The sequence below is a fragment of the Serratia sp. CY38905 genome (genome assembly GCF_052168875.1).
Taxonomy (GTDB): Bacteria; Pseudomonadota; Gammaproteobacteria; order Enterobacterales; family Enterobacteriaceae; genus Serratia; species Serratia sarumanii.
Map to the genome: position 1 here is coordinate 115074 of NZ_JBJNLV010000010.1, position 22508 is coordinate 137581.

The following is a 22508-nucleotide window of genomic DNA, read 5'->3' on the forward strand; positions in this document are numbered from 1 at the left end:
GTGATAAGGGGCTCAGCAACGCTGGGCCCTTGTTATTTAAGCGCCTTTTCCGGCAGCCAGCACTGGGCGTTCAGGCCGCGCGCATCGCGGCGGTTTTCCAGCGTCAAACGCCCCTGGTGCAACTGCACGATGCGGATCACGATATTCAGGCCCAGCCCACTGCCGCCGTAGCGTTGATCCATGCGGCGAAACGCCTGCGTCAGCTCCCCGACCATCTCTTCCTTGATACCCGGGCCATCGTCGATGACTTGCAGCAGATAGCCGTTGTCTTGCGGCGTTAATCTCACCTGTATCGCGCCGCCTTCAGGGCCGTAACGGTGGGCGTTTTCGACCAGGTTGCGCAGCAGCAGCCGCAGCAGCACAGGATCGCCGTTTACTGTGGCAGTAGCCGGCAAGTGCCAGTCCAGCGTCTGCGCGCGTTGGGTGGCCATTTCGTCGAGCTCTTCACGCAGCGGCTGGATCACATCGGCCACCCAATCGACATGCTGATAATGGCCGCGGGCGAAGTCTTGCCCGGCGCGCGACAGCATCAGCAACTGCTCGACGGTGTGCATCAACTGATCGATGCGGGCGATCAGCGCCTGGCTGCCCTTGACGCCCTGTTTCTCCATCAGTTCCAGATGCAGGCGGATGCCGGCCAGCGGCGTGCGCAGCTCGTGGGCGGCGTCGGCGGTGAACAGGCGTTCCTGTTGAATGGTGTTGTCCAATCGTGAGAACAGCTGATTGAGTGCATTGGTGACCGCCACCATTTCCTGGCTGTCGCTGGCGATCGGCAGCGGCGTCAGGTTATCGGCAGAGCGCTTTTCCAGCCGTTTCTGCAATTGGTTGAGCGGGCGGATGATCCAGCTGATGGCCCAAAACGACGCCAGCAGCGTGACGATCATCATGATCAGCGAAGGCGCCAACAGCGACGCGATGGCCTCGGCGATCTCGCTATCGACGCGTTCGGTACGCACTTTGGCGGACAGGGTTTCGTCCACCAGGAAGCCGATCTGTTCCTGGCTTTCGTGCCACAGCCAGAAGGCGCTGATGAGTTGCGTGACCAGCAGGATCAGCGCCAGCATCAGCAGCAGGCGGCGGCGCATGCTGATCATGAGGAGGGTTCCAGGCGGTAGCCGATGCCGCGCACGGTGCGGATGCGATCCTTGCCCAGTTTGCGGCGCAGGTTGTGAATGTGCACTTCCAGCGTGTTGGAACCTAAATCGTCTTGCCAGGTATAGAGATCCTGCTGCAGGAGTTCACGGTTGACCGTCTGCCCGGCACGCATGATAAGACGCGCCAGAATGGCGAACTCTTTCGGCGTGACCTCCACCGGCTGCTGCTGCAGGTAAACCTGCTGGCTGGAGAGGTTCAGCTGCAGATCGTCCACCTGCATCAGATTGTCGCTGTGCCCCTGGTAGCGCCGCAGGAGGGCGCGCACGCGCGCCTGCAGCTCGACCAGCGCGAAGGGTTTGACCAGGTAGTCGTCGGCGCCGGCGTCCAGCCCGTCGACGCGGTCTTCCAGCGCGTCGCGGGCGGTCAGGATCAGCACCGGCAGATCGATCTGTTGGCGGCGCCACTGCCGCAGCAGCGCGGCGCCGTCGGTGTCCGGCAGGCCGAGATCCAGGATCACCATGCTGTATTGGCTGGTGATGAGCAGGCTGTTGGCCTCCGCCGCCGTGGCGGCGCAGTCGCAGACGTAACCTTCGCCGGTCAGCGCCAGCGCCAGCCCCTGTTGCAACAGTTCATCATCCTCAACGACCAGCAGCTTCATGACGATCCTCAGTTGTTTTGGTAAATATCCCGATACAGGCGGCTTTCGAAACGCACCAGCGGCGCGCGGCGCTGTTTCTGATCCTCCGGCGGCACGGCGTAGCCGGAGAGATACTGCACGAAGGCCATGCGCTGGCCGCTGGCGGTGGTGATGAAGCCCGCCAGGTTGTACACGCCCTGCAGCGCGCCGGTCTTGGCCGACACTTTGCCGTCGACGCCGGCTTCGTGCAGGCCGCCGCGGTAGCGCAGGGTGCCGTCATAGCCGGACAGCGGCAGCATCGAGATGAAGTTCAGCTCGTTGTCGTGCTGCGCGATGTACTGCAGCGCCTGCATCATGGTCGCCGGCGCCAGCAGGTTGTGGCGCGACAGGCCGGAGCCGTCGGCGATGATGGTGTTGCCCAGATCGATGCCGGCCTTCTGGCGCAGCACCTGGCGTACCGCATCGGCACCCGCTCGCCAGGTGCCCGGCACGCCGAAGCGTTCGTGGCCGATGGTGCGGAAGACGGTATCGGCGATCATGTTGTCCGATTTTTTCAGCATGATCTTCAACAGATCGTGCAGCGGCGCCGACTGGGTTTGCGCGATCACCGTGCCGGTGATGCCGGGACGCGTCTGGCGTTTCAAGTGCCCGTCGATCTGGATGCCGGCCTGGATCAGTTCGTCTTTCAGGATGGCGCCCGCATAGCTGGCACCGTCCTGGATGGCGAAGGCCAGCGGCAGCGGTTCGCTGCGCTGCGTCAGGCAGCCGGTCAGGGTAAAGCGGTTCAGCTCGCCCGGCACCACGTCCAGTTCGCAGTACTGCGCGTCTGCAGAGCCGCGCGCCAGGGTACGCACCTGGCTAAACATATTGACCGGATAATAGGAGGCGACGCGGATAAACGCCATGTCGCCCGGATTAGGCGCGCTGTACAGCGAGACCGAGAAACAGTTGCGATCGACGATGGCGGCGGCCGGCGGCGCGCTGAAGCACTGCGTCAGATCGTTCCACGGCCAGCCGGGCGCCTTGTCATGGCTGGCGAAGACCGAGGTATCGACCAGCACGTCGCCGCTGATTTGGCGCACGCCCTGTTTCTTCAGGACGGCCACCATATTGCGCAGGCTCTGGCGTTTGAAGGTCGGATCGCCGCTGAAGCGGGCGATCAGGTTGCCGCGCAGCACGCCGTCGCGGATATCGCCCTGGCTCTCCAGCGTGGTGGTGAAACGGTAATCGGGCCCGAGTTGCAGCAATGCCGCCAGCGCCGTCAGCACTTTTTGGGTACTGGCCGGCAGCGCCATCTGCTGAGAGTGATAATCGATCGTCGGCGCGCCGGCACCGATTTTCTGAACGACCAGGGCAAGGTTGGCCCCATCAGGCAGATATTGTGTGTACTCTTCAACCGGGGCCGCATTCGCATTCAGAACAAATGCGCAAGCCAATGCACTGACAATTCGTGAAAAACGCATAATCTCGGGATAACAGCTGGATAACGTGCCGTCATACTACGGTGCAATCAGGGAAAAAGTAAACGATGACCCTCAAGGAACTCTAGGCTAAAATGCGTATCAAAATGCAAAACCGATCTTGGCTTGGGCTCCGTTCCGAGTCAGGTTTCTTTTGTTTGTCGCCTGGAGGCGGGTGGCGGTATGCCAACCGTGTTTTCATACGAATACGTCAGGATGACGGTTATTTGAACAGGAAAGATTTAGAGGTATTTATACGATGAACCAAATTCCGATGACCTTGTTTGGCGCTGAAAAACTGCGCGAAGAGCTCGAATATCTGAAAAGCGTGCGCCGCCCGAAAATCATTGCGGACATCGCTGAGGCGCGCGAGCACGGCGATTTGAAAGAGAATGCCGAGTACCACGCCGCCCGCGAACAGCAGGGTTTCTGCGAAGGCCGCATTCAGGAAATCGAAGCCAAGCTGTCCAATGCTCAGGTGATCGATATCACCAAGATGCCGAACACCGGCCGAGTGATCTTCGGCGCCACCGTATCGGTGATGAATCTGGACAGTGAAGAAGAAGTGACTTACCGCATCGTTGGCGACGATGAGGCCGATTTCAAGAAAAATCTGATTTCGGTAAACTCGCCGATGGCGCGCGGCCTGATCGGCAAAGAGCAAGACGATGTGGTGGTGATCAAAACCCCTGGCGGCGACGTCGAGTATGAGATCCTGAAGGTTGAGTATCTCTGATCGAGGCCGTTGGTCATTAATGCGCCAACGTTTTGTAAAGATAGGAAAAAGGCCGCAAGCGGCCTTTTATCTTGGTCAGGCGCATGGCACCTTTTCGTTAACCTGATGGTTATTAACGCGGTAGACTGATCTTGCGCTCTTTCGACGGGCGGTAAAGAATAAGCGTACTGCCGATAACTTGCACATTGCAGGCGCCCGTTTCACGCACGATAGCATCGGCGATCAGGGTTTTGGTTTCGCGATCTTCAGCGGCGATTTTTACCTTGATCAGCTCGTGATGCTCCAGAGCCTGTTCAATTTCAGCCAGCACCCCTTCGGTAAGACCGTTATTGCCCAGCATCACCACCGGTTTTAACGGATGCGCCAGGCCTTTCAGGTGCTGTTTTTGTTTATTATTCAGATTCATTGTCTTTTTTGCTTAAGTTGGGATTGAAAACGGTACATTCTACCGCCATCTCATGTATATCACCAAATCGGTCTTCACCGGTGTGAGTCTACGTGAGCAGCGACCCTGACATAAGACTCTTTTTATGATAGTTGGAAAACGAGATGGCTAATAAAAAGCGTTCGGCTAGCTCCAGTCGCTGGTTACAAGAACACTTTAGCGATAAATATGTACAGCAGGCGCAGAAAAAGGGACTGCGTTCCCGCGCCTGGTTTAAACTTGATGAAATACAGCAGAGCGACAAACTGTTCAAACCGGGCATGACCGTGGTGGATCTCGGCGCCGCGCCGGGCGGCTGGTCGCAGTATGTGGTCACCCAAATCGGCGGTACCGGGCGCATCATCGCCTGTGATATTTTGCCAATGGATCCTATCGTTGGCGTCGATTTCCTTCAGGGCGATTTTCGTGATGAACTGGTGCTGAAGGCGCTGTTGGAACGAGTAGGCGAGAGTAAGGTTCAGGTGGTCATGTCCGATATGGCCCCGAATATGAGTGGCACCCCGGCGGTCGATATTCCAAGGTCGATGTATCTGGTGGAGTTGGCGCTGGATATGTGTCGGGATGTCCTCGCACCAGGCGGAAGTTTCCTGGTGAAGGTGTTCCAGGGAGATGGCTTTGACGAGTACCTACGGGAAATTCGCTCCCTGTTTACGAAGGTTAAGATTCGTAAGCCAGACGCTTCCCGCGCCCGTTCGCGCGAAGTGTACATTGTAGCGACAGGGCGCAAACTGTAGTACCCTAACGCTGTTTGTTAACACAGTTGTAAGATGAGGTTAATCCCTTGAGTGACATGGCGAAAAACCTAATTCTCTGGTTAGTCATCGCGGTAGTGTTGATGTCTGTATTCCAGAGCTTTGGGCCCAGCGAGTCGAATGGCCGTAGGGTGGATTACTCTACCTTCATGTCCGAACTGACCCAGGACCAGGTTCGCGAAGCGCGAATCAACGGACGTGAAATTAACGTTACCAAGAAAGACAGTAACAAATACACGACCTACATCCCTGTCAACGATCCTAAGTTGCTGGATACGTTGTTAACGAAGAATGTGAAAGTTGTCGGCGAGCCGCCTGAAGAGCCGAGCCTGCTGGCTTCTATCTTTATCTCCTGGTTCCCGATGCTGTTGCTGATCGGGGTCTGGATCTTCTTTATGCGGCAAATGCAGGGCGGCGGCGGCAAGGGCGCGATGTCCTTCGGCAAGAGCAAGGCCCGCATGCTCACGGAAGACCAGATCAAGACCACTTTCGCCGATGTCGCCGGTTGTGACGAAGCGAAAGAAGAGGTGAGCGAACTGGTGGAATACCTGCGCGAGCCGAGCCGTTTCCAGAAATTGGGCGGCAAGATCCCGAAAGGCGTGCTGATGGTTGGCCCGCCGGGGACCGGTAAAACGCTGCTGGCGAAAGCGATCGCCGGCGAAGCGAAGGTGCCGTTCTTCACCATTTCCGGTTCCGACTTCGTCGAAATGTTCGTCGGTGTGGGTGCATCCCGCGTGCGCGACATGTTCGAGCAAGCGAAGAAAGCCGCGCCGTGCATCATCTTCATCGATGAAATCGACGCCGTCGGTCGCCAGCGTGGCGCCGGCCTGGGTGGCGGTCACGATGAGCGCGAACAGACCCTGAACCAGATGCTGGTTGAGATGGACGGTTTCGAAGGCAACGAAGGCATCATCGTCATCGCGGCCACCAACCGTCCGGACGTGCTTGACCCTGCGCTGCTGCGTCCGGGCCGCTTCGACCGTCAGGTCGTGGTCGGGCTGCCGGATGTGCGTGGCCGTGAGCAGATCCTGAAGGTGCACATGCGCCGCGTGCCGTTGGCGGCCGACATCGACGCCTCCGTCATTGCGCGCGGTACGCCGGGCTTCTCCGGTGCCGATCTGGCTAACCTGGTCAACGAAGCGGCGCTGTTCGCCGCCCGCGGCAACAAGCGCGTGGTGTCGATGGTGGAGTTCGAGAAAGCCAAAGACAAGATCATGATGGGTGCGGAACGCCGCTCCATGGTGATGACCGAAGCGCAGAAAGAGTCGACCGCGTATCACGAAGCGGGCCATGCCATCATTGGCCGCCTGGTTCCTGAACACGATCCGGTACACAAGGTGACGATCATTCCTCGCGGCCGTGCGCTCGGCGTGACTTTCTTCCTGCCGGAAGGGGATGCGATCAGCGCCAGCCGTCAGAAGCTGGAGAGCCAAATCTCCACCCTGTACGGCGGCCGTCTGGCGGAAGAGATCATCTACGGGCCGGAAAAAGTCTCTACCGGTGCGTCGAACGACATCAAAGTGGCGACCTCCATCGCCCGCAACATGGTGACCCAGTGGGGCTTCTCCGAGAAGCTGGGGCCGCTGCTGTATGCGGAAGAAGAGGGCGAAGTGTTCCTGGGCCGTTCCGTGGCCAAGGCGAAGCACATGTCGGATGAAACCGCGCGCATCATCGACCAGGAAGTGAAGTCGCTGATCGAGCGTAACTACACGCGTGCTCGCTCGCTGCTGATGGAAAACATGGACATCCTGCACTCGATGAAGGATGCGCTGATGAAGTACGAAACCATCGATGCGCCGCAGATCGACGATCTGATGAACCGCAAAGACGTGCGTCCGCCTGCAGGCTGGGACGATGCGAACAAAGGCAACAGCTCCGACAACGGCGGCACCCCGAAAGCCCCGACGCCGGTAGATGAGCCTCGCACCCCAACGCCGGGCAACACCATGTCCGAACAGCTCGACAAGTAACTGCGGCTGTGTAATAACATCAAACCCCGGCATGCCGGGGTTTTTTTTTGCCCGGCGGGCAGTGAACCAGGCAACAGTAAGGTGGACCAACCATGCAGTTAACCGTGCGCGACATGACGCTCAATCTCTCCCATCCGCAGGTGATGGGCATCCTCAACGTGACGCCGGATTCGTTTTCCGACGGCGGCCGCCACAACACCCTGAACCAGGCATTGCTGCACGCGCATGCGCTGATTTCGGCCGGCGCCACGATGATCGATATCGGCGGCGAGTCGACAAGGCCGGGGGCAGCAGAGGTGAGTGAAGAGGAAGAATTGGAACGGGTCGTGCCGGTGGTGGAAGCGCTGGCGCAGCGTTTTGAAGTCTTTATCTCTGTCGATACCTCGAAAGCGGGCGTGATCCGCGAATCGGCGCACGCCGGCGCACACCTGATCAACGACATCCGTTCGCTGCAGGAGCCGGGTGCCCTGGCGGCGGCGGCGGAAAGCGGGCTGCCGGTCTGTCTGATGCATATGCAAGGGCAGCCGCGCACCATGCAGCAGGCGCCGCACTACGACGATCTCATCGCCGACGTTCAGGCGTTTTTCGAGCACCATATCCGGCGCTGTAACGAGGCGGGGATAACAAATCAGAAATTGCTGCTCGACCCAGGCTTCGGTTTCGGTAAAAATTTGGCGCACAACTATCAGCTTCTGGCGCGGTTGTCGGAGTTTCATCGTTTCGGTTTGCCGCTATTGGTCGGCATGTCGCGTAAATCGATGATTGGGCAACTGCTGAACGTGCCGCCGGATCAACGGGTGATCGGCAGCGTGGCCTGCGCGGTGATCGCGGCGATGCAGGGCGCGCAGATTGTCAGAGTGCATGACGTTAAAGAAACCGTCGAGGCGATGCGTGTCGTCGAGGCAACACTTTCAGCTAAGGGACAGTAGAGACATGAGCGAGCGCAAATATTTTGGCACCGACGGCATCCGTGGCAAGGTCGGGGACAGCCCCATCACGCCGGACTTCGTGCTGAAGCTGGGCTGGGCGGCCGGTAAAGTGCTGGCGCGTCACGGTTCCCGCAAGATCATCATCGGTAAGGATACGCGCATCTCCGGCTATATGCTGGAGTCCGCGCTGGAAGCCGGCCTGGCGGCCGCAGGGCTGTCCGCCTCCTTCACCGGGCCGATGCCGACCCCGGCGGTGGCTTATCTGACGCGCACCTTCCGCGCTGAAGCGGGCATCGTCATTTCCGCTTCTCATAACCCGTTCTATGACAACGGCATCAAGTTCTTCTCGATCGACGGCGCCAAGCTGCCGGACAACGTCGAAGAAGCTATCGAAGCCGAGATGGAAAAGCCGCTGACCTGCGTGGAGTCCGCCGAGCTGGGTAAAGCCAGCCGCATCATCGACGCCGCCGGCCGCTATATCGAATTCTGCAAAGGCACCTTCCCGAGCGAGCTGAGCCTGAAGGGGCTGAAAATCGTGGTCGACTGCGCCAACGGGGCGACCTACCACATCGCGCCGAGCGTGCTGCGCGAGCTGGGCGCCACGGTGATCGCCATCGGCGTTGAGCCGGACGGCATGAACATCAACGAGAAGTGCGGCGCTACCGACGTGCGTCAGCTGCAGGAGCGCGTGCTGCAGGAAAAAGCGCACGTGGGCCTGGCGTTTGACGGCGACGGCGACCGCGTGATGATGGTGGATCACCTGGGCAACAAGGTGGACGGCGATCAGATCCTGTACATCATCGCCCGCGAAGGCCTGCGTCAGGGCCAGCTGCGCGGCGGCGCGGTCGGCACCCTGATGAGCAATATGGGGCTGGAGCTGGCGCTGAAACAGCTGGGTATTCCGTTCGCTCGCGCCAAAGTGGGCGACCGCTATGTGTTGGAGAAGCTGCAGGAGCTGGGCTGGCGTATCGGTGCGGAAAACTCCGGCCATGTGATCCTGCTGGACAAAACCACCACCGGTGACGGCATCGTGGCCGGGCTGCAGGTGCTGACTGCCATGGTGCGCAACCACATGAGCCTGCACGACCTGTGCAGCGGCATGAAGCTGCTGCCGCAGATCCTGGTCAACGTGCGCTTCGCCGGCGATCACAATCCGCTGGAGTCTGAAGCAGTGCGCAAGGTCACCGAGCAGGTAGAGGCCGAGTTGGCCGGCCGCGGCCGGGTGCTGCTGCGCAAATCGGGCACCGAGCCGCTGATCCGCGTAATGGTGGAAGGCGAGGACGAGCAGCAGGTGACCGCGCTGGCGCATCGCATCGCCGACGCGGTGAAATCCGCCGGTTAAAACAGACAGTTAGCCATCGGGCTCGGCACAGCTGAGCCCGAATAGGCGATTGTTGGCGTTTTTTTCCGCAAACGCGCCGGCGGCTGCAAATTGCCCTTGCGCGGGTTGGCGGCTTTGGTTAGTATTCACACCCGCTTCAGTAGGCAGTTTATAAAAACGCCTGCTTGATGAGTGTGAAGCATTTGGCATGCGGTGAGGCCGCAAGGATACGGGTACTACTATGTACGAAGCTCTTCTGGTAATTTTCCTGCTGATTTCAATCGGGCTGGTTGCTCTGATTATGTTGCAGCAAGGTAAAGGCGCTGATATGGGAGCCTCTTTCGGAGCAGGTGCATCAGGCACATTGTTCGGTTCGAGTGGTTCCGGTAACTTTATGACCCGCATGACTGCTGTGCTGGCGACGCTGTTCTTCGTCATCAGCCTGATTCTGGGCAACCTCAGCAGCAACCAAAGCAAGAAAGGCAGCGAGTGGGAAAACCTGGGTCAGCCAGTGAAAACTGAGCAGACAACCGCGCCGGCAGCACCTGCCAAGCCGAGCAGCGATATCCCGCAGTAAGCCGAAAAAGTTTGTAAACGGTGGTTGTGAACTCGAAAGAACAACGGCCGTTAGCAGTAAGAATCAGTACCGAGGTGGTGGAATTGGTAGACACGCTACCTTGAGGTGGTAGTGCCCTAACGGGCTTGTGGGTTCGAGTCCCATCCTCGGTACCAAATCCCAGAGATAACTTGCAATTTTGCGATTATCGGCGTAGTATTTGCCACGTTTTCGGACGCGGGGTGGAGCAGCCTGGTAGCTCGTCGGGCTCATAACCCGAAGGTCGTCGGTTCAAATCCGGCCCCCGCAACCACTTTCCTTTAAGTGTTTATTTTCAAATACACTTTTCGATTGAAATCCGCTTTTCTCGATCAACATTTGAAAATGACACTTGCTCGAAAGTTGTACCGAGGCCGCCTAGCGGCAAACAGGGTCCAGTTGCATAAAGCCCCGATTTTTCGGGGTTTTTTGTTATTTGGCAACAGAATCACTGGGCTATTTAGCCCTTTTTTTATGTCTTGGGGGTGGGCTTGTCCACATTAGAGCAACAGTTAACAGAGATGCTTTCGGCACCCGTAGAAGCGTTGGGCTTTGAGCTTGTAGGCATCGAATTCATTCGTGCGCGCCAATCGACGCTCCGCATCTATATTGATAGTGATAACGGCATCAATGTTGATGATTGCGCTGATGTCAGCCACCAGGTCAGCGCTGTATTGGACGTCGAAGATCCAATCACGGTCGCTTACAACTTGGAAGTCTCCTCTCCTGGCCTTGATCGCCCGATGTTCACCGCAGAGCACTATACGCGTTTCCTCGGTGAAGAAGTCAGCCTGGTCCTGCGCATGGCGGTACAGAACCGTCGCAAGTGGCAGGGTATTATCAAGTCTGTCGAAGGCGAGATGATCACGGTTACTGTGGAAGGGAAAGATGAAGTGTTCGCGCTGAGCAACATCCAGAAAGCGAACCTGGTACCCCACTTTTAAAGTTTGGAAGAGGCAACTAGGATGAACAAAGAGATTCTGGCTGTTGTTGAAGCAGTTTCCAATGAAAAATCCCTTCCGCGCGAGAAGATTTTCGAAGCGCTGGAAACTGCATTAGCCACCGCAACCAAGAAAAAATACGAGCAGGAAATCGACGTGCGCGTCAGCATTGACCGCAGAACCGGCGATTTCGATACCTTCCGCCGTTGGGTCGCCGTAGACGAAGTGACGCAGCCAACGCGTGAAATCACGCTGGAAGCTGCTCAGTTTGAGGATCCGAGCATCGAGCTCGGCGGCTACGTCGAAGATCAGATCGAATCCGTGACCTTCGACCGCATCACCACCCAAACCGCCAAGCAGGTTATCGTGCAGAAAGTGCGCGAAGCCGAGCGTGCGATGGTGGTTGACGCTTTCCGTGAACACGAAGGTGAGATCGTCACCGGCGTGGTGAAGAAAGTGAACCGTGACAGCATCGCACTGGATCTGGGCAACAACGCCGAAGCGGTGATTGGCCGTGAAGACATGCTGCCGCGCGAAAACTTCCGTCCGGGCGACCGCATTCGCGGCGTACTGTACGCCGTGCGTCCTGAAGCACGCGGCGCGCAGCTGTTCGTCAGCCGTTCCAGCTCGGAAATGCTGAAAGAACTGTTCCGCATCGAAGTGCCGGAAATCGGCGAAGAAGTGATCGAAATTAAAGCGGCAGCCCGCGATCCAGGCTCCCGCGCGAAAATTGCAGTGAAAACCAACGACAAGCGCATCGACCCGGTCGGCGCCTGCGTAGGTATGCGCGGTGCGCGCGTTCAGGCCGTGTCGAGCGAGCTCGGCGGCGAACGCATCGACATCATCCTGTGGGATGATAACCCAGCGCAATTCGTCATCAACGCCATGGCGCCGGCCGACGTCGCGTCGATCGTGGTAGACGAAGATAACTGCACCATGGATATCGCCGTTGAAGCCAGCAACCTGGCGCAGGCGATCGGCCGTAACGGCCAAAACGTGCGTTTGGCTTCCCAGCTGCTGAAACAACACCGCGGCGACGATCGTTGGGAACTGAACGTGATGACGGCGGACGACCTGCAGGCCAAGCACCAGGCCGAGGCTCATGCCGCTATTGATACCTTCACCAAGTATCTTGATATCGACGAAGATTTCGCCACCGTACTGGTTGAAGAAGGCTTCTCCACGCTGGAAGAGCTGGCCTACGTGCCGATCAAAGAGCTGTTGGAAATCGACGGTCTGGATGAAGATACGGTTGAAGCATTGCGCGAACGCGCCAAAGCTGCATTGACCACGCTGGCCCTGGCACAAGAAGAAAGCCTGGGCGACAACAAACCGGCCGACGATTTGCTCAACCTGCCGGGTCTTGAGCGCAGCATGGCCTTTAAACTGGCCGCGCGTGGGGTTTGTACGCTGGAAGATCTTGCCGAGCAGGGTGTTGACGATCTGGCTGATATTGAAGGGCTTAGCGATGAGCAAGCCGGTGAGCTGATCATGGCTGCACGCAATATCTGTTGGTTTGGCGACAACGCGTAATAACTGTAGCAGGAAGGAACAGCATGACGACAGATGTAACCGTAAAATCGCTGGCAGCAGAGATTCAGACTCCGGTTGATCGCCTGGTACAGCAGTTTGCTGATGCAGGGATCAACAAGTCCGAGTCGGACTCTGTTACCCAGCAAGAAAAAGAAACATTGCTGGCGCACCTGAACCGTGAACACGGCAGCGCGCCGGGTAAACTCACTTTGCAGCGCAAAACGCGCAGCACCTTGAATATCCCGAGCACCGGCGGTAAAAGTAAATCGGTGCAAATTGAGGTCCGCAAGAAACGCACTTATGTAAATCGCGATACGCAGGAAGCCCAGTTGGCTGAAGCGGCAGAGCAGGCACAGCGTGAAGCGGAAGAGCAGGCACGGCGCGAAGCGGAAGAGCTCGCAAAACGCGAAGCGGAAGCGAAGCGCGCAGCCGAAGAGCAAGCCAAACGTGAGGCCGCGGAGATTGCTAAGCGTAATTCAGCGGAAAAAGAAAAAGTGACCAATCAACATACCGACGAAATGACCAAGCCAGCTCAGGCGGAAAAAGCACGCCGTGAAGCCGAAGCCGCTGAACTGAAACGCAAAGCGGAAGAGGAAGTGCGCCGCAAGGTTGAAGAGGAAGCCAAGCGCGTGGCGGAAGAAGCCCGTCGCATGGCCGAAGAGAACGGCGAGAAGTGGGCCCAGGCAGACGCGGCAAGCGCCGCGGTTGAAAGCGCCGACTATCACGTGACCACCTCTCAGCACGCCCGTGCCGCGGAAGACGAAAACGACGCCAAAGTTGAAGGCGATCGTCGCAGCCGCACCCGCGGCGGCAAAGCCACCAAGCAGAAGAAAGGCAACAAGCTGTCCGAATCCAAAGCGGATCGCGAAGAAGCGCGTGCCGTTACCCGTGGCGGTAAAGGCAAACGCAAGCCTAGCGCTCTGCAGCAGGGCTTCAACAAGCCGGCGCAGGTGGTTAACCGTGACGTGGTGATCGGCGAAACCATCACCGTGGCCGAGCTGGCCAACAAGATGGCGGTAAAAGGTTCTCAGGTCATCAAAGTGATGATGAAGCTGGGCGCCATGGCCACCATCAACCAGGTTATCGACCAGGAAACCGCACAGCTGGTTGCCGAAGAGATGGGCCACAAAGTTATCCTGCGTCGTGAAAACGAGCTGGAAGAAGCGCTGATGAGCGACCGTGATACGGGCGCTGCGGCCGAGCCGCGCGCGCCGGTCGTGACCATCATGGGCCACGTTGACCACGGTAAAACCTCTCTGCTGGACTACATCCGCTCCACCAAAGTGGCGGCGGGCGAAGCCGGCGGCATTACCCAGCACATCGGTGCCTACCACGTAGAAACCGAGAACGGCATGATCACCTTCCTGGATACCCCGGGCCACGCCGCGTTTACCTCGATGCGTGCTCGCGGTGCTCAGGCGACTGACATCGTGGTTCTGGTGGTGGCGGCCGACGACGGCGTGATGCCACAGACCATCGAAGCTATCCAGCACGCGAAAGCGGCGCAGGTGCCATTGGTGGTTGCGGTGAACAAAATCGACAAGCCGGAAGCCGATCCGGACCGCGTTAAGCAGGAACTGTCTCAGTACGGCGTTATGCCGGAAGAGTGGGGCGGCGAAGCGCAGTTCGTCCACGTGTCCGCGAAAGCCGGTACCGGTATCGACGAACTGCTGCAGGCTATCCTGCTGCAGGCCGAAGTACTGGAACTGAAAGCGGTTCGCAGCGGCATGGCGAGCGGCGTGGTGATCGAGTCCTTCCTGGATAAAGGCCGTGGCCCTGTGGCTACCGTGCTGGTTCAGGAAGGTACGCTGAACAAGGGCGACATCGTTCTGTGCGGCTTCGAATACGGCCGTGTGCGTGCGATGCGCGACGAATTGGGCCGTGACGTGACCTCTGCCGGTCCGTCTATTCCTGTGGAAATCCTGGGTCTGTCCAGCGTGCCTGCAGCGGGTGACGAAGCGACCGTGGTGCGTGACGAGAAGAAAGCGCGTGAAGTGGCGCTGTACCGTCAGGGCAAGTTCCGCGAAGTCAAACTGGCGCGTCAGCAGAAGTCCAAGCTGGAAAACATGTTCGCCAACATGACCGACGGCGAAGTGTCCGAGCTGAACATCGTACTGAAGTCCGACGTACAGGGTTCTTGTGAAGCGATCAGCGACTCGCTGCTGAAACTCTCCACCGACGAAGTGAAGGTGAAGATTGTCGGCTCCGGCGTAGGTGGCATCACCGAAACCGACGCGACGCTGGCTGCGGCTTCCAACGCCATCATCCTGGGCTTCAACGTGCGTGCCGACGCTTCTGCGCGCCGCGTGATCGAAGCGGAAAGCCTGGATCTGCGTTACTACTCCGTGATCTATAACCTGATCGACGAAGTGAAGCAGGCGATGAGCGGTATGCTGGCGCCGGAATACAAGCAGCAGATCATCGGCCTGGCCGAAGTGCGCGACGTGTTCAAATCGCCTAAGTTCGGCGCTATCGCTGGCTGTATGGTTACCGAAGGGACCATCAAGCGTCACAACCCAATCCGCGTACTGCGCGACAACGTGGTTATCTATGAAGGCGAGCTGGAATCCCTGCGCCGCTTCAAGGATGACGTTAACGAAGTCCGTAACGGCATGGAATGTGGTATCGGCGTTAAGAACTATAACGACGTGCGCGTCGGCGACATGATCGAAGTGTTCGAAATCATTGAGATTCAACGCACCATCGCTTAACGATTGCACATCTGCTTATATCTGTTTACGGGGGGCCTTTGTGCCCCCCGATTTGTCTGGAGAATCCAAAATGGCAAAAGAATTCAGCCGCGGCCAACGCGTGGCGCAAGAGATGCAGAAAGAGATTGCGATCATTCTGCAGCGTGAAGTGAAAGATCCGCGCGTCGGCATGGCGACCGTTTCCGGCGTAGAAGTGTCCCGTGACCTGGCGTATGCCAAGGTTTACGTCACCTTTCTGAACGTACTGACCGAGAACCACGATCCGGATCTGGTCACCAACGGCATTAAAGCGTTGCAGGACGCTTCCGGTTATATCCGCACCCTGCTGGGCAAAGCGATGCGCCTGCGCGTGGTGCCGGAGCTGACCTTCGCTTACGACAACTCCCTGGTGGAAGGCATGCGCATGTCCAACCTGGTGACCAACGTGGTGAAGAACGACGCCGAGCGCCGTTCCGCCTCAGGCGATGACAAGGAGGATTAATGAGTCGCCCTCGTCGCCGCGGCCGTGATATCCACGGCGTGCTGTTGCTGGACAAGCCGCAGGGGTTGTCGTCCAACGATGCGCTGCAAAAAGTAAAACGCCTGTACAACGCCAACCGGGCGGGCCATACCGGCGCGCTCGATCCGCTGGCGACCGGCATGCTGCCTATCTGCTTGGGCGAAGCGACCAAGTTTTCGCAATATCTGCTCGATTCCGACAAGCGCTATCGGGTGATCGCCAAGCTGGGGCAGCGTACCGATACCTCCGACGCCGACGGCCAGATCGTGCAGGAGCGCCCGGTGAACTTCACCCAGGCGCAGCTCGACGCGGCGCTGGACACCTTCCGCGGCGATATCCAGCAGGTGCCGTCGATGTATTCGGCGCTGAAATACCAGGGCAAGAAACTCTACGAGTATGCGCGCCAGGGCATTGAAGTGCCGCGCGAAGCGCGCAGCATCACGGTGTACGAGCTGCAGTTTATCCGTTGGGAAGGGGATGAGCTGGAGCTGGAGATCCACTGCTCGAAAGGCACCTACATCCGCACCATCACCGACGATCTCGGCGAGCTGCTGGGCTGCGGCGCGCACGTGATCTATCTGCGCCGCCTGCAGGTGGCGACTTACCCGATCGCGCGCATGGTGACGCTGGAACAGCTGAACGCCCTACTGGAGCAAGCGCAGGAACAAGCGATCGCGCCCGGCGAGCTGCTCGATCCGCTGCTGATGCCGATGGACAGCCCGGTTGAGAACTATCCGGAAGTGAATTTGCTGCCGGTGGTGGCGGGCTACGTCAAGCAGGGGCAACCGGTGCAAGTGGCCGGCGCGCCGGCTTCTGGCCTGGTGCGCATCACCGAGGGTGAAGAGCGAAAATTCATCGGCGTTGGTGACATCGCCGAGGACGGTCGCGTGGCGCCGCGCCGCCTGGTGGTCGAGCATTTCGACTGACGGCGGGGCTCTGCGTCGCCTTGCGATCGCACTGCGCTAAGAGTAGAATGGCGCAGCTTATGCATTGGGTTGCTGAATTAGAGATCGGCGCCTGTTTTTATTATCTATAATCTGGAGTATTACAATGTCTCTAAGTGTTGAAGCTAAAGCTCAAATCGTAGCTGATTTCGGTCGTGGTACTAACGACAGCGGTTCTACCGAAGTTCAGGTTGCCCTGCTGACTGCGCAGATCAACCATCTGCAAGGCCACTTCTCCGAGCACAAAAAAGATCACCACAGCCGTCGTGGTCTGCTGCGTATGGTTTCTCAGCGTCGTAAGCTGCTGGACTACCTGAAGCGTAAAGATGTAGCACGTTACACCAGCCTGATCGAGCGTCTGGGTCTGCGTCGCTAATCTAGCAAGTTTCAGTGGAAAGGGGCCTATTTTGGCCCCTTTCTTCTAGGAAGCATAAGCAAATCAGGTTAATGTATTACTGATGTTTCCAAACAGGTTCTTCCGTTACAGAGGTTCGCGCGGCTAATGAGAGGCTTTATCTCCCGCCTGAGATAAGGATTGTCATTAGTCGCGAGGATGTAGTGAGAAGGCAAATCGAGTCACAGGCGTGTCGAGTCGTCAATGCGATTGCGCGCCGCTAATCAAGGATATAATTTTGCTGACACCGATCATTCGCAAATTCCAGTATGGCCAGCATACCGTCACCATCGAAACCGGTATGATGGCGCGTCAGGCCACCGCCGCCGTTATGGTGAGCATGGATGACACCGCCGTATTCGTTACCGTCGTTGGCCAGAAAAAAGCCAAGCCGGGCCAGAGCTTCTTCCCGCTGACCGTTAACTACCAAGAGCGTACCTACGCCGCCGGCCGCATCCCGGGCAGCTTCTTCCGTCGCGAAGGCCGTCCGAGCGAAGGCGAGACCCTGACTTCTCGTCTGATCGACCGTCCGATCCGTCCACTGTTCCCGGACAACTTCCTGAACGAAGTTCAGGTGATCGCGACCGTGGTTTCCGTTAACCCGCAGGTGAACCCGGACATCGTTGCGATGATCGGTGCTTCCGCAGCCCTGAGCCTGTCCGGTATTCCGTTCAACGGCCCAATCGGCGCCGCGCGCGTGGGTTACATCAACGATCAGTACGTACTGAACCCGACGACCGATGAGCTGAAAGAAAGCCGTCTGGATCTGGTGGTTGCCGGTACCGCCGGCGCGGTGCTGATGGTGGAATCCGAAGCGGACGTGCTGAGCGAAGATCAGATGCTGGGCGCCGTGGTGTTCGGCCACGACCAGCAGCAAGTGGTTATCGAAAACATCAACGCGCTGGTTGCCGAAGCCGGCAAACCGAAGTGGGATTGGCAGGCGCCTGCGGTCAACGAAGCGCTGCAAGCGCGCGTGGCTGAACTGGCCGAAGCTCGCCTGGGCGATGCTTACCACATCACCGAAAAACAAGAGCGCTACGCTCAGGTTGACGCGATCAAAGACAGCGTTGTTGAAACCCTGCTGGCGCAGGACGAAACGCTGGACGCCGGCGAAATCCAGGACATCCTGGGCAACCTGGAGAAAAACGTGGTGCGTAGCCGCGTACTGCGTGGCGAGCCGCGTATCGACGGCCGTGAAAAAGACATGATCCGTGGCCTGGACGTGCGCACCGGCGTATTGCCGCGCACCCACGGTTCCGCGCTGTTCACCCGTGGCGAAACTCAGGCGCTGGTTACCGCGACCCTGGGCACCGCGCGCGACGCACAGAACCTGGACGAGCTGATGGGCGAGAAGACCGACAGCTTCCTGTTCCACTACAACTTCCCTCCGTACTCCGTGGGCGAAACCGGCATGGTCGGTTCTCCTAAGCGTCGTGAAATCGGTCACGGTCGCCTGGCGAAACGCGGCGTATTGGCTATGATGCCTAAACCGGAAGATTTCCCGTACACCGTTCGCGTGGTGTCTGAAATCACCGAATCCAACGGTTCTTCTTCCATGGCTTCCGTGTGCGGCGCGTCTCTGGCGCTGATGGACGCCGGTGTGCCAATCAAGGCTGCCGTTGCGGGTATCGCGATGGGCCTGGTGAAAGAAGCCGATAACTTTGTGGTTCTGTCCGACATTCTGGGTGACGAAGATCACCTGGGCGACATGGACTTCAAAGTGGCCGGTAGCCGCGACGGTATCACCGCGCTGCAGATGGACATCAAAATCGAAGGTATCACCCGCGAAATCATGCAGGTGGCTCTGAACCAGGCCAAGGGCGCGCGTCTGCACATCTTGGGCGTGATGGAACAGGCTATCAGCACCCCACGCGGCGATATCTCCGAATTCGCACCGCGTATTCATACTATCCGCATCAACCCGGATAAGATTAAAGACGTGATCGGTAAGGGCGGTTCCGTTATCCGCGCGCTGACCGAAGAGACTGGCACTACCATCGAAATCGAAGATGATGGTACAGTTAAAATCGCTGCGACCGACGGGGAGAAGGCGAAATTCGCTATCCGTCGTATCGAAGAGATCACGGCAGAGATCGAAGTGGGCCGTATCTACCAGGGTAAAGTGACCCGTATCGTTGATTTCGGCGCATTCGTCGCTATCGGCGGTGGTAAAGAAGGTCTGGTACACATTTCTCAGATCGCCGACAAGCGCGTCGAGAAAGTGACCGACTATCTGCAGATGGGTCAGGAAGTGCCGGTTAAGGTACTGGAAGTTGACCGTCAGGGCCGCGTGCGTCTGAGCATCAAAGAAGCGACGGCGCCGGAAGCGGGTTCACCTGCGCCTGAAGCAGAATAACTGTATAGATAGTTTTACAGCTCCCCGCCACGGGGTTGGGAGCTGTTCGTATCGCGCGGGTAGGATGCCCGCGTTTTAGCAAACGGAGGACAGGACGTTCATCCAATGTTTGTCTTCGGGAGTGGGAAATGAAGCCTTTCTTGCGCTGGTGTTACGTTGCGACAGCACTCATGCTGGCAGGATGCAGCAACCATGATTGGCGTAAAGACGAAGTTTTGGCAATCCCGTTGCAGCCAACGTTGCAGCAGGAAGTGATCCTGGCGCGCATGGAACAAATTCTTGCCAGCCGGGCACTGACGGATGACGAACGCGCACAGCTTTTATATGAGCGCGGTGTGCTGTATGATAGCCTCGGGTTACGTGCATTAGCGCGCAATGATTTCTCGCAGGCGCTGGCGATACGTCCCGACATGCCGGAAGTTTTCAACTACCTGGGCATTTACTTAACGCAGGCAGGCAATTTTGATGCTGCCTATGAAGCGTTTGATTCTGTACTAGAGCTTGATCCAACTTACAATTACGCGCGTTTAAACCGGGGCATCGCACTGTATTATGGCGGCCGCTTCCCGTTGGCGCAGGATGATCTGCAGGCGTTTTATCAAGACGACCCAAACGATCCCTTCCGTTCGTTATGGCTGTATCTGGTGGAGCGAGAAATCGATCCCAAGAAGGCCGAGGTAGCGCTTCAGCAGCGCTATGACAAAGCGGACAGAGGGCAATGGGGATGGAATATTGTCGAATTCTACCTGGGCAAGATCAGCGAAAAAACGCTGATGGAACGCCTCAAGGCAGATGCAACGGATAACACTTCGCTCGCTGAGCATCTCAGTGAAACTGACTTCTATTTGGGTAAACACTACCTGAGTCTGGGGGACAAGGACACCGCTTCGGCGCTGTTCAAACTGACGGTGGCTAACAACGTTCACAACTTCGTTGAGCACCGCTATGCATTGTTGGAATTGGCGCTTTTGGGCCAAGAGCAAGACGACCTATCGGAATCGGACCAGCAATAGCTGACGAACACCTATCAGCCTGATGAACATTGGTTTTTAACCAAAGTTATCGCCTTCACGGGCGAGGGCTTTTTTGTTCGTTTTATAATCTAATTTGAGCCGGTTCACACTTTTCAATGAAAATGACTGAAAATTTTCTCGACGAGTTATGTAGACTGGCTGCCATTATTAATGAGGCACGTGTACATGACGACTGAGTTTGAAACCTCTTTTGCTGATCTGGGGCTGTCTGCTCCAATCATTTCCGCCCTGAACGATCTGGGCTATGAAAAACCATCTCCGATCCAGGCTGAGTGTATTCCTCACCTGTTGAACGGCCGCGACGTGCTGGGCATGGCACAGACCGGTAGTGGTAAAACTGCAGCGTTCTCGCTGCCGCTGCTGCACAACCTGCAGGCAGACCTGAAAGCACCTCAGATCCTGGTGCTGGCACCGACCCGCGAACTGGCGGTTCAGGTTGCCGAAGCGATGACCGATTTCTCCAAACACATGAACGGCGTCAACGTGGTAGCCCTGTACGGCGGCCAGCGTTACGACGTGCAGCTGCGCGCTCTGCGCCAGGGCCCGCAAATCGTTGTGGGTACCCCAGGCCGCCTGCTGGACCACCTGAAACGCGGCACCCTGAACCTCTCTAACCTGAGCGGTCTGGTGCTGGATGAAGCCGACGAAATGCTGCGCATGGGCTTTATCGAAGACGTAGAAACCATCATGGCTGAGATCCCGGCTGAACATCAGACCGCGCTGTTCTCCGCCACCATGCCGGAAGCGATCCGTCGCATCACCCGCCGCTTTATGAAAGAGCCGCAGGAAGTGCGCATCCAGTCCAGCGTGACCACCCGTCCGGACATCAGCCAGAGCTACTGGTCGGTGTACGGCATGCGTAAAAACGAAGCGCTGGTGCGTTTCTTGGAAGCCGAAGACTTTGACGCGGCGATCATCTTCGTGCGCACCAAGAACGCGACCCTGGAAGTGGCCGAAGCGCTGGAGCGCAGCGGTTACAGCAGCGCCGCGCTGAACGGCGACATGAACCAGGCGCTGCGTGAGCAGACCCTGGAGCGCCTGAAAGACGGTCGTCTGGATATCCTGATCGCGACCGACGTTGCGGCCCGCGGCCTGGACGTTGAGCGCATCAGCCTGGTTGTCAACTACGACATCCCGATGGACTCCGAGTCTTACGTTCACCGTATCGGCCGTACCGGTCGTGCGGGCCGCGCCGGCCGCGCGCTGCTGTTCGTGGAAAACCGCGAACGCCGCCTGCTGCGCAACATCGAACGCACCATGAAGCTGACCATCCCGGAAGTGGAACTGCCGAACGCGGAACTGCTGGGCGAGCGTCGTCTGGCCAAGTTCGCCGCAAAAGTTCAGCAGCAGCTGGAAAGCAGCGATCTGGATCTGTACCGCGCACTGCTGACCAAACTGCAGCCGGAAGAAGAGCTGGATATGGAAACCCTGGCCGCAGCGCTGCTGAAAATGGCACAGGGCGAACGTCCGCTGATCCTGCCGCCGGATCCGGTCTTCAAGCCGCGTCAGCGCCGCGAGTTCAACGACCGTGACGATCGTCGCGGTGACCGTGGCGATCGCCGCGACAGCCGTGACGGCGATCGTCCGCGTCGCGAACGTCGTGACGTTGGCGAAATGCAGCTGTACCGCATCGAAGTGGGCCGTGACGATGGCGTAGAAGTCCGTCACATCGTTGGCGCTATCGCTAACGAAGGCGACATCAGCAGCCGTTACATCGGTAACATCAAGCTGTTCGCGTCCCACTCCACCATCGAGCTGCCAAAAGGCATGCCGGGCGAGATCCTGAATCACTTCACTCGCACCCGCATCCTGAACAAGCCGATGAACATGCAGCTGCTGGGCGATGCACAGCCGTTCGAACGTCGCGAGCGTCGTGACGGTGGCAACGGTGGCGAGCGTCGTGGCAACGGTCGTCCGTTCAACGGCGAACGTCGCGAAGGCGGCCCACGTCGTTCCTTCGGTGAACGTCGTGAAGGCGGCAACGGCGGCGAGCGTCGTGGCGGTAACTTCAACCGTGACGGCAAACCGGCCCCACGCCGTGATGACGGCGCACCGGCAGCACCACGTCGTCGTTTCGGCGACGCGTAATCGCTGATTCATCGCTCGCGGTGAAATGCTCTGAAAAACCAGCCTGCGGGCTGGTTTTTTTATGCCTG

The 22508-nt window shown here is 58.2% G+C and carries 20 protein-coding genes and 2 tRNA genes; 18 read left to right on the forward strand and 4 right to left on the reverse strand.

Going from position 1 to position 22508, the window contains the following annotated elements:
- Positions 1–32: 32 nt before the first annotated feature.
- From pmrB to dacB, 3 genes are read right to left on the reverse strand one after another with little or no spacing between them, the layout of a single operon-like run.
- Positions 33–1094, reverse strand: coding sequence for a two-component system sensor histidine kinase PmrB (gene pmrB / locus ACJ8MK_RS19405; RefSeq protein WP_193168867.1), 1062 nt, complete (start codon positions 1092–1094; stop codon positions 33–35).
- On the reverse strand, positions 1091–1753 hold the full coding sequence (pmrA, locus tag ACJ8MK_RS19410) for a two-component system response regulator PmrA (RefSeq protein ID WP_033648677.1): 663 nt from the start codon (positions 1751–1753) through the stop codon (positions 1091–1093). The genes pmrB and pmrA overlap by 4 nt, the downstream gene beginning before the upstream one ends.
- A gap of 8 nt (positions 1754–1761) precedes the next feature.
- Positions 1762–3195, reverse strand: coding sequence for a serine-type D-Ala-D-Ala carboxypeptidase (gene dacB / locus ACJ8MK_RS19415; RefSeq protein WP_033648675.1), 1434 nt, complete (start codon positions 3193–3195; stop codon positions 1762–1764).
- 256 nt (positions 3196–3451) lie between these two features.
- On the opposite strand from dacB, the gene greA reads away from it, so the two are divergent.
- The gene (gene greA / locus ACJ8MK_RS19420; protein WP_004933539.1) at positions 3452–3928 is read left to right on the forward strand and encodes a transcription elongation factor GreA; all 477 of its coding nucleotides are present in this window, start codon (positions 3452–3454) and stop codon (positions 3926–3928) included.
- Between the two features lie 112 nt (positions 3929–4040).
- Here the strand turns inward: greA and yhbY are convergent, their stop codons facing one another.
- Entirely contained in the window at positions 4041–4334 is a 294-nt protein-coding gene (gene yhbY / locus ACJ8MK_RS19425; RefSeq protein ID WP_004933536.1) for a ribosome assembly RNA-binding protein YhbY, read from the reverse strand.
- Between the two features lie 143 nt (positions 4335–4477).
- On the opposite strand from yhbY, the gene rlmE reads away from it, so the two are divergent.
- From rlmE to ACJ8MK_RS19510, 17 genes are all read left to right on the forward strand, one after another.
- Positions 4478–5107, forward strand: coding sequence for a 23S rRNA (uridine(2552)-2'-O)-methyltransferase RlmE (rlmE, locus tag ACJ8MK_RS19430; RefSeq protein WP_004933533.1), 630 nt, complete (start codon positions 4478–4480; stop codon positions 5105–5107).
- Between the two features lie 56 nt (positions 5108–5163).
- Positions 5164–7095: an ATP-dependent zinc metalloprotease FtsH gene (ftsH, locus tag ACJ8MK_RS19435; protein WP_004933529.1), complete on the forward strand. Its 1932-nt coding sequence runs from the start codon at positions 5164–5166 to the stop codon at positions 7093–7095.
- Positions 7096–7187: 92 nt separating this feature from the next.
- Positions 7188–8024, forward strand: coding sequence for a dihydropteroate synthase (gene folP, locus ACJ8MK_RS19440; protein WP_033648673.1), 837 nt, complete (start codon positions 7188–7190; stop codon positions 8022–8024).
- 4 nt (positions 8025–8028) lie between these two features.
- The gene (gene glmM, locus ACJ8MK_RS19445) at positions 8029–9366 is read left to right on the forward strand and encodes a phosphoglucosamine mutase (RefSeq protein ID WP_021504256.1); all 1338 of its coding nucleotides are present in this window, start codon (positions 8029–8031) and stop codon (positions 9364–9366) included.
- Positions 9367–9586: 220 nt separating this feature from the next.
- Entirely contained in the window at positions 9587–9922 is a 336-nt protein-coding gene (secG, locus tag ACJ8MK_RS19450) for a preprotein translocase subunit SecG (RefSeq protein ID WP_004933519.1), read from the forward strand.
- A gap of 68 nt (positions 9923–9990) precedes the next feature.
- Positions 9991–10077: transfer RNA gene (locus ACJ8MK_RS19455), tRNA-Leu, on the forward strand.
- Positions 10078–10137: 60 nt separating this feature from the next.
- Positions 10138–10214, forward strand: a tRNA-Met gene (locus tag ACJ8MK_RS19460).
- 217 nt (positions 10215–10431) lie between these two features.
- Positions 10432–10884: a ribosome maturation factor RimP gene (rimP, locus tag ACJ8MK_RS19465; RefSeq protein ID WP_028127574.1), complete on the forward strand. Its 453-nt coding sequence runs from the start codon at positions 10432–10434 to the stop codon at positions 10882–10884.
- A gap of 21 nt (positions 10885–10905) precedes the next feature.
- The gene (gene nusA, locus ACJ8MK_RS19470; protein ID WP_019453340.1) at positions 10906–12414 is read left to right on the forward strand and encodes a transcription termination factor NusA; all 1509 of its coding nucleotides are present in this window, start codon (positions 10906–10908) and stop codon (positions 12412–12414) included.
- A gap of 23 nt (positions 12415–12437) precedes the next feature.
- Positions 12438–15125, forward strand: a complete 2688-nt coding sequence (infB, locus tag ACJ8MK_RS19475; protein ID WP_033652759.1) for a translation initiation factor IF-2 — start codon at positions 12438–12440, stop codon at positions 15123–15125.
- Positions 15126–15195: 70 nt separating this feature from the next.
- Positions 15196–15606, forward strand: coding sequence for a 30S ribosome-binding factor RbfA (rbfA, locus tag ACJ8MK_RS19480; protein ID WP_004933508.1), 411 nt, complete (start codon positions 15196–15198; stop codon positions 15604–15606).
- On the forward strand, positions 15606–16550 hold the full coding sequence (truB, locus tag ACJ8MK_RS19485; RefSeq protein WP_033636823.1) for a tRNA pseudouridine(55) synthase TruB: 945 nt from the start codon (positions 15606–15608) through the stop codon (positions 16548–16550). The genes rbfA and truB overlap by 1 nt, the downstream gene beginning before the upstream one ends.
- A gap of 124 nt (positions 16551–16674) precedes the next feature.
- Entirely contained in the window at positions 16675–16944 is a 270-nt protein-coding gene (gene rpsO / locus ACJ8MK_RS19490) for a 30S ribosomal protein S15 (protein WP_004933502.1), read from the forward strand.
- 256 nt (positions 16945–17200) lie between these two features.
- On the forward strand, positions 17201–19318 hold the full coding sequence (gene pnp / locus ACJ8MK_RS19495; protein WP_039567787.1) for a polyribonucleotide nucleotidyltransferase: 2118 nt from the start codon (positions 17201–17203) through the stop codon (positions 19316–19318).
- Positions 19319–19446: 128 nt separating this feature from the next.
- Positions 19447–20331: a lipoprotein NlpI gene (nlpI, locus tag ACJ8MK_RS19500; RefSeq protein ID WP_033636826.1), complete on the forward strand. Its 885-nt coding sequence runs from the start codon at positions 19447–19449 to the stop codon at positions 20329–20331.
- Positions 20332–20453: 122 nt separating this feature from the next.
- Positions 20454–20528: a protein YrbN gene (gene yrbN / locus ACJ8MK_RS19505; RefSeq protein ID WP_223182019.1), complete on the forward strand. Its 75-nt coding sequence runs from the start codon at positions 20454–20456 to the stop codon at positions 20526–20528.
- On the forward strand, positions 20518–22440 hold the full coding sequence (locus ACJ8MK_RS19510; RefSeq protein WP_033652762.1) for a DEAD/DEAH family ATP-dependent RNA helicase: 1923 nt from the start codon (positions 20518–20520) through the stop codon (positions 22438–22440). The genes yrbN and ACJ8MK_RS19510 overlap by 11 nt, the downstream gene beginning before the upstream one ends.
- Positions 22441–22508 lie beyond the last annotated feature (68 nt).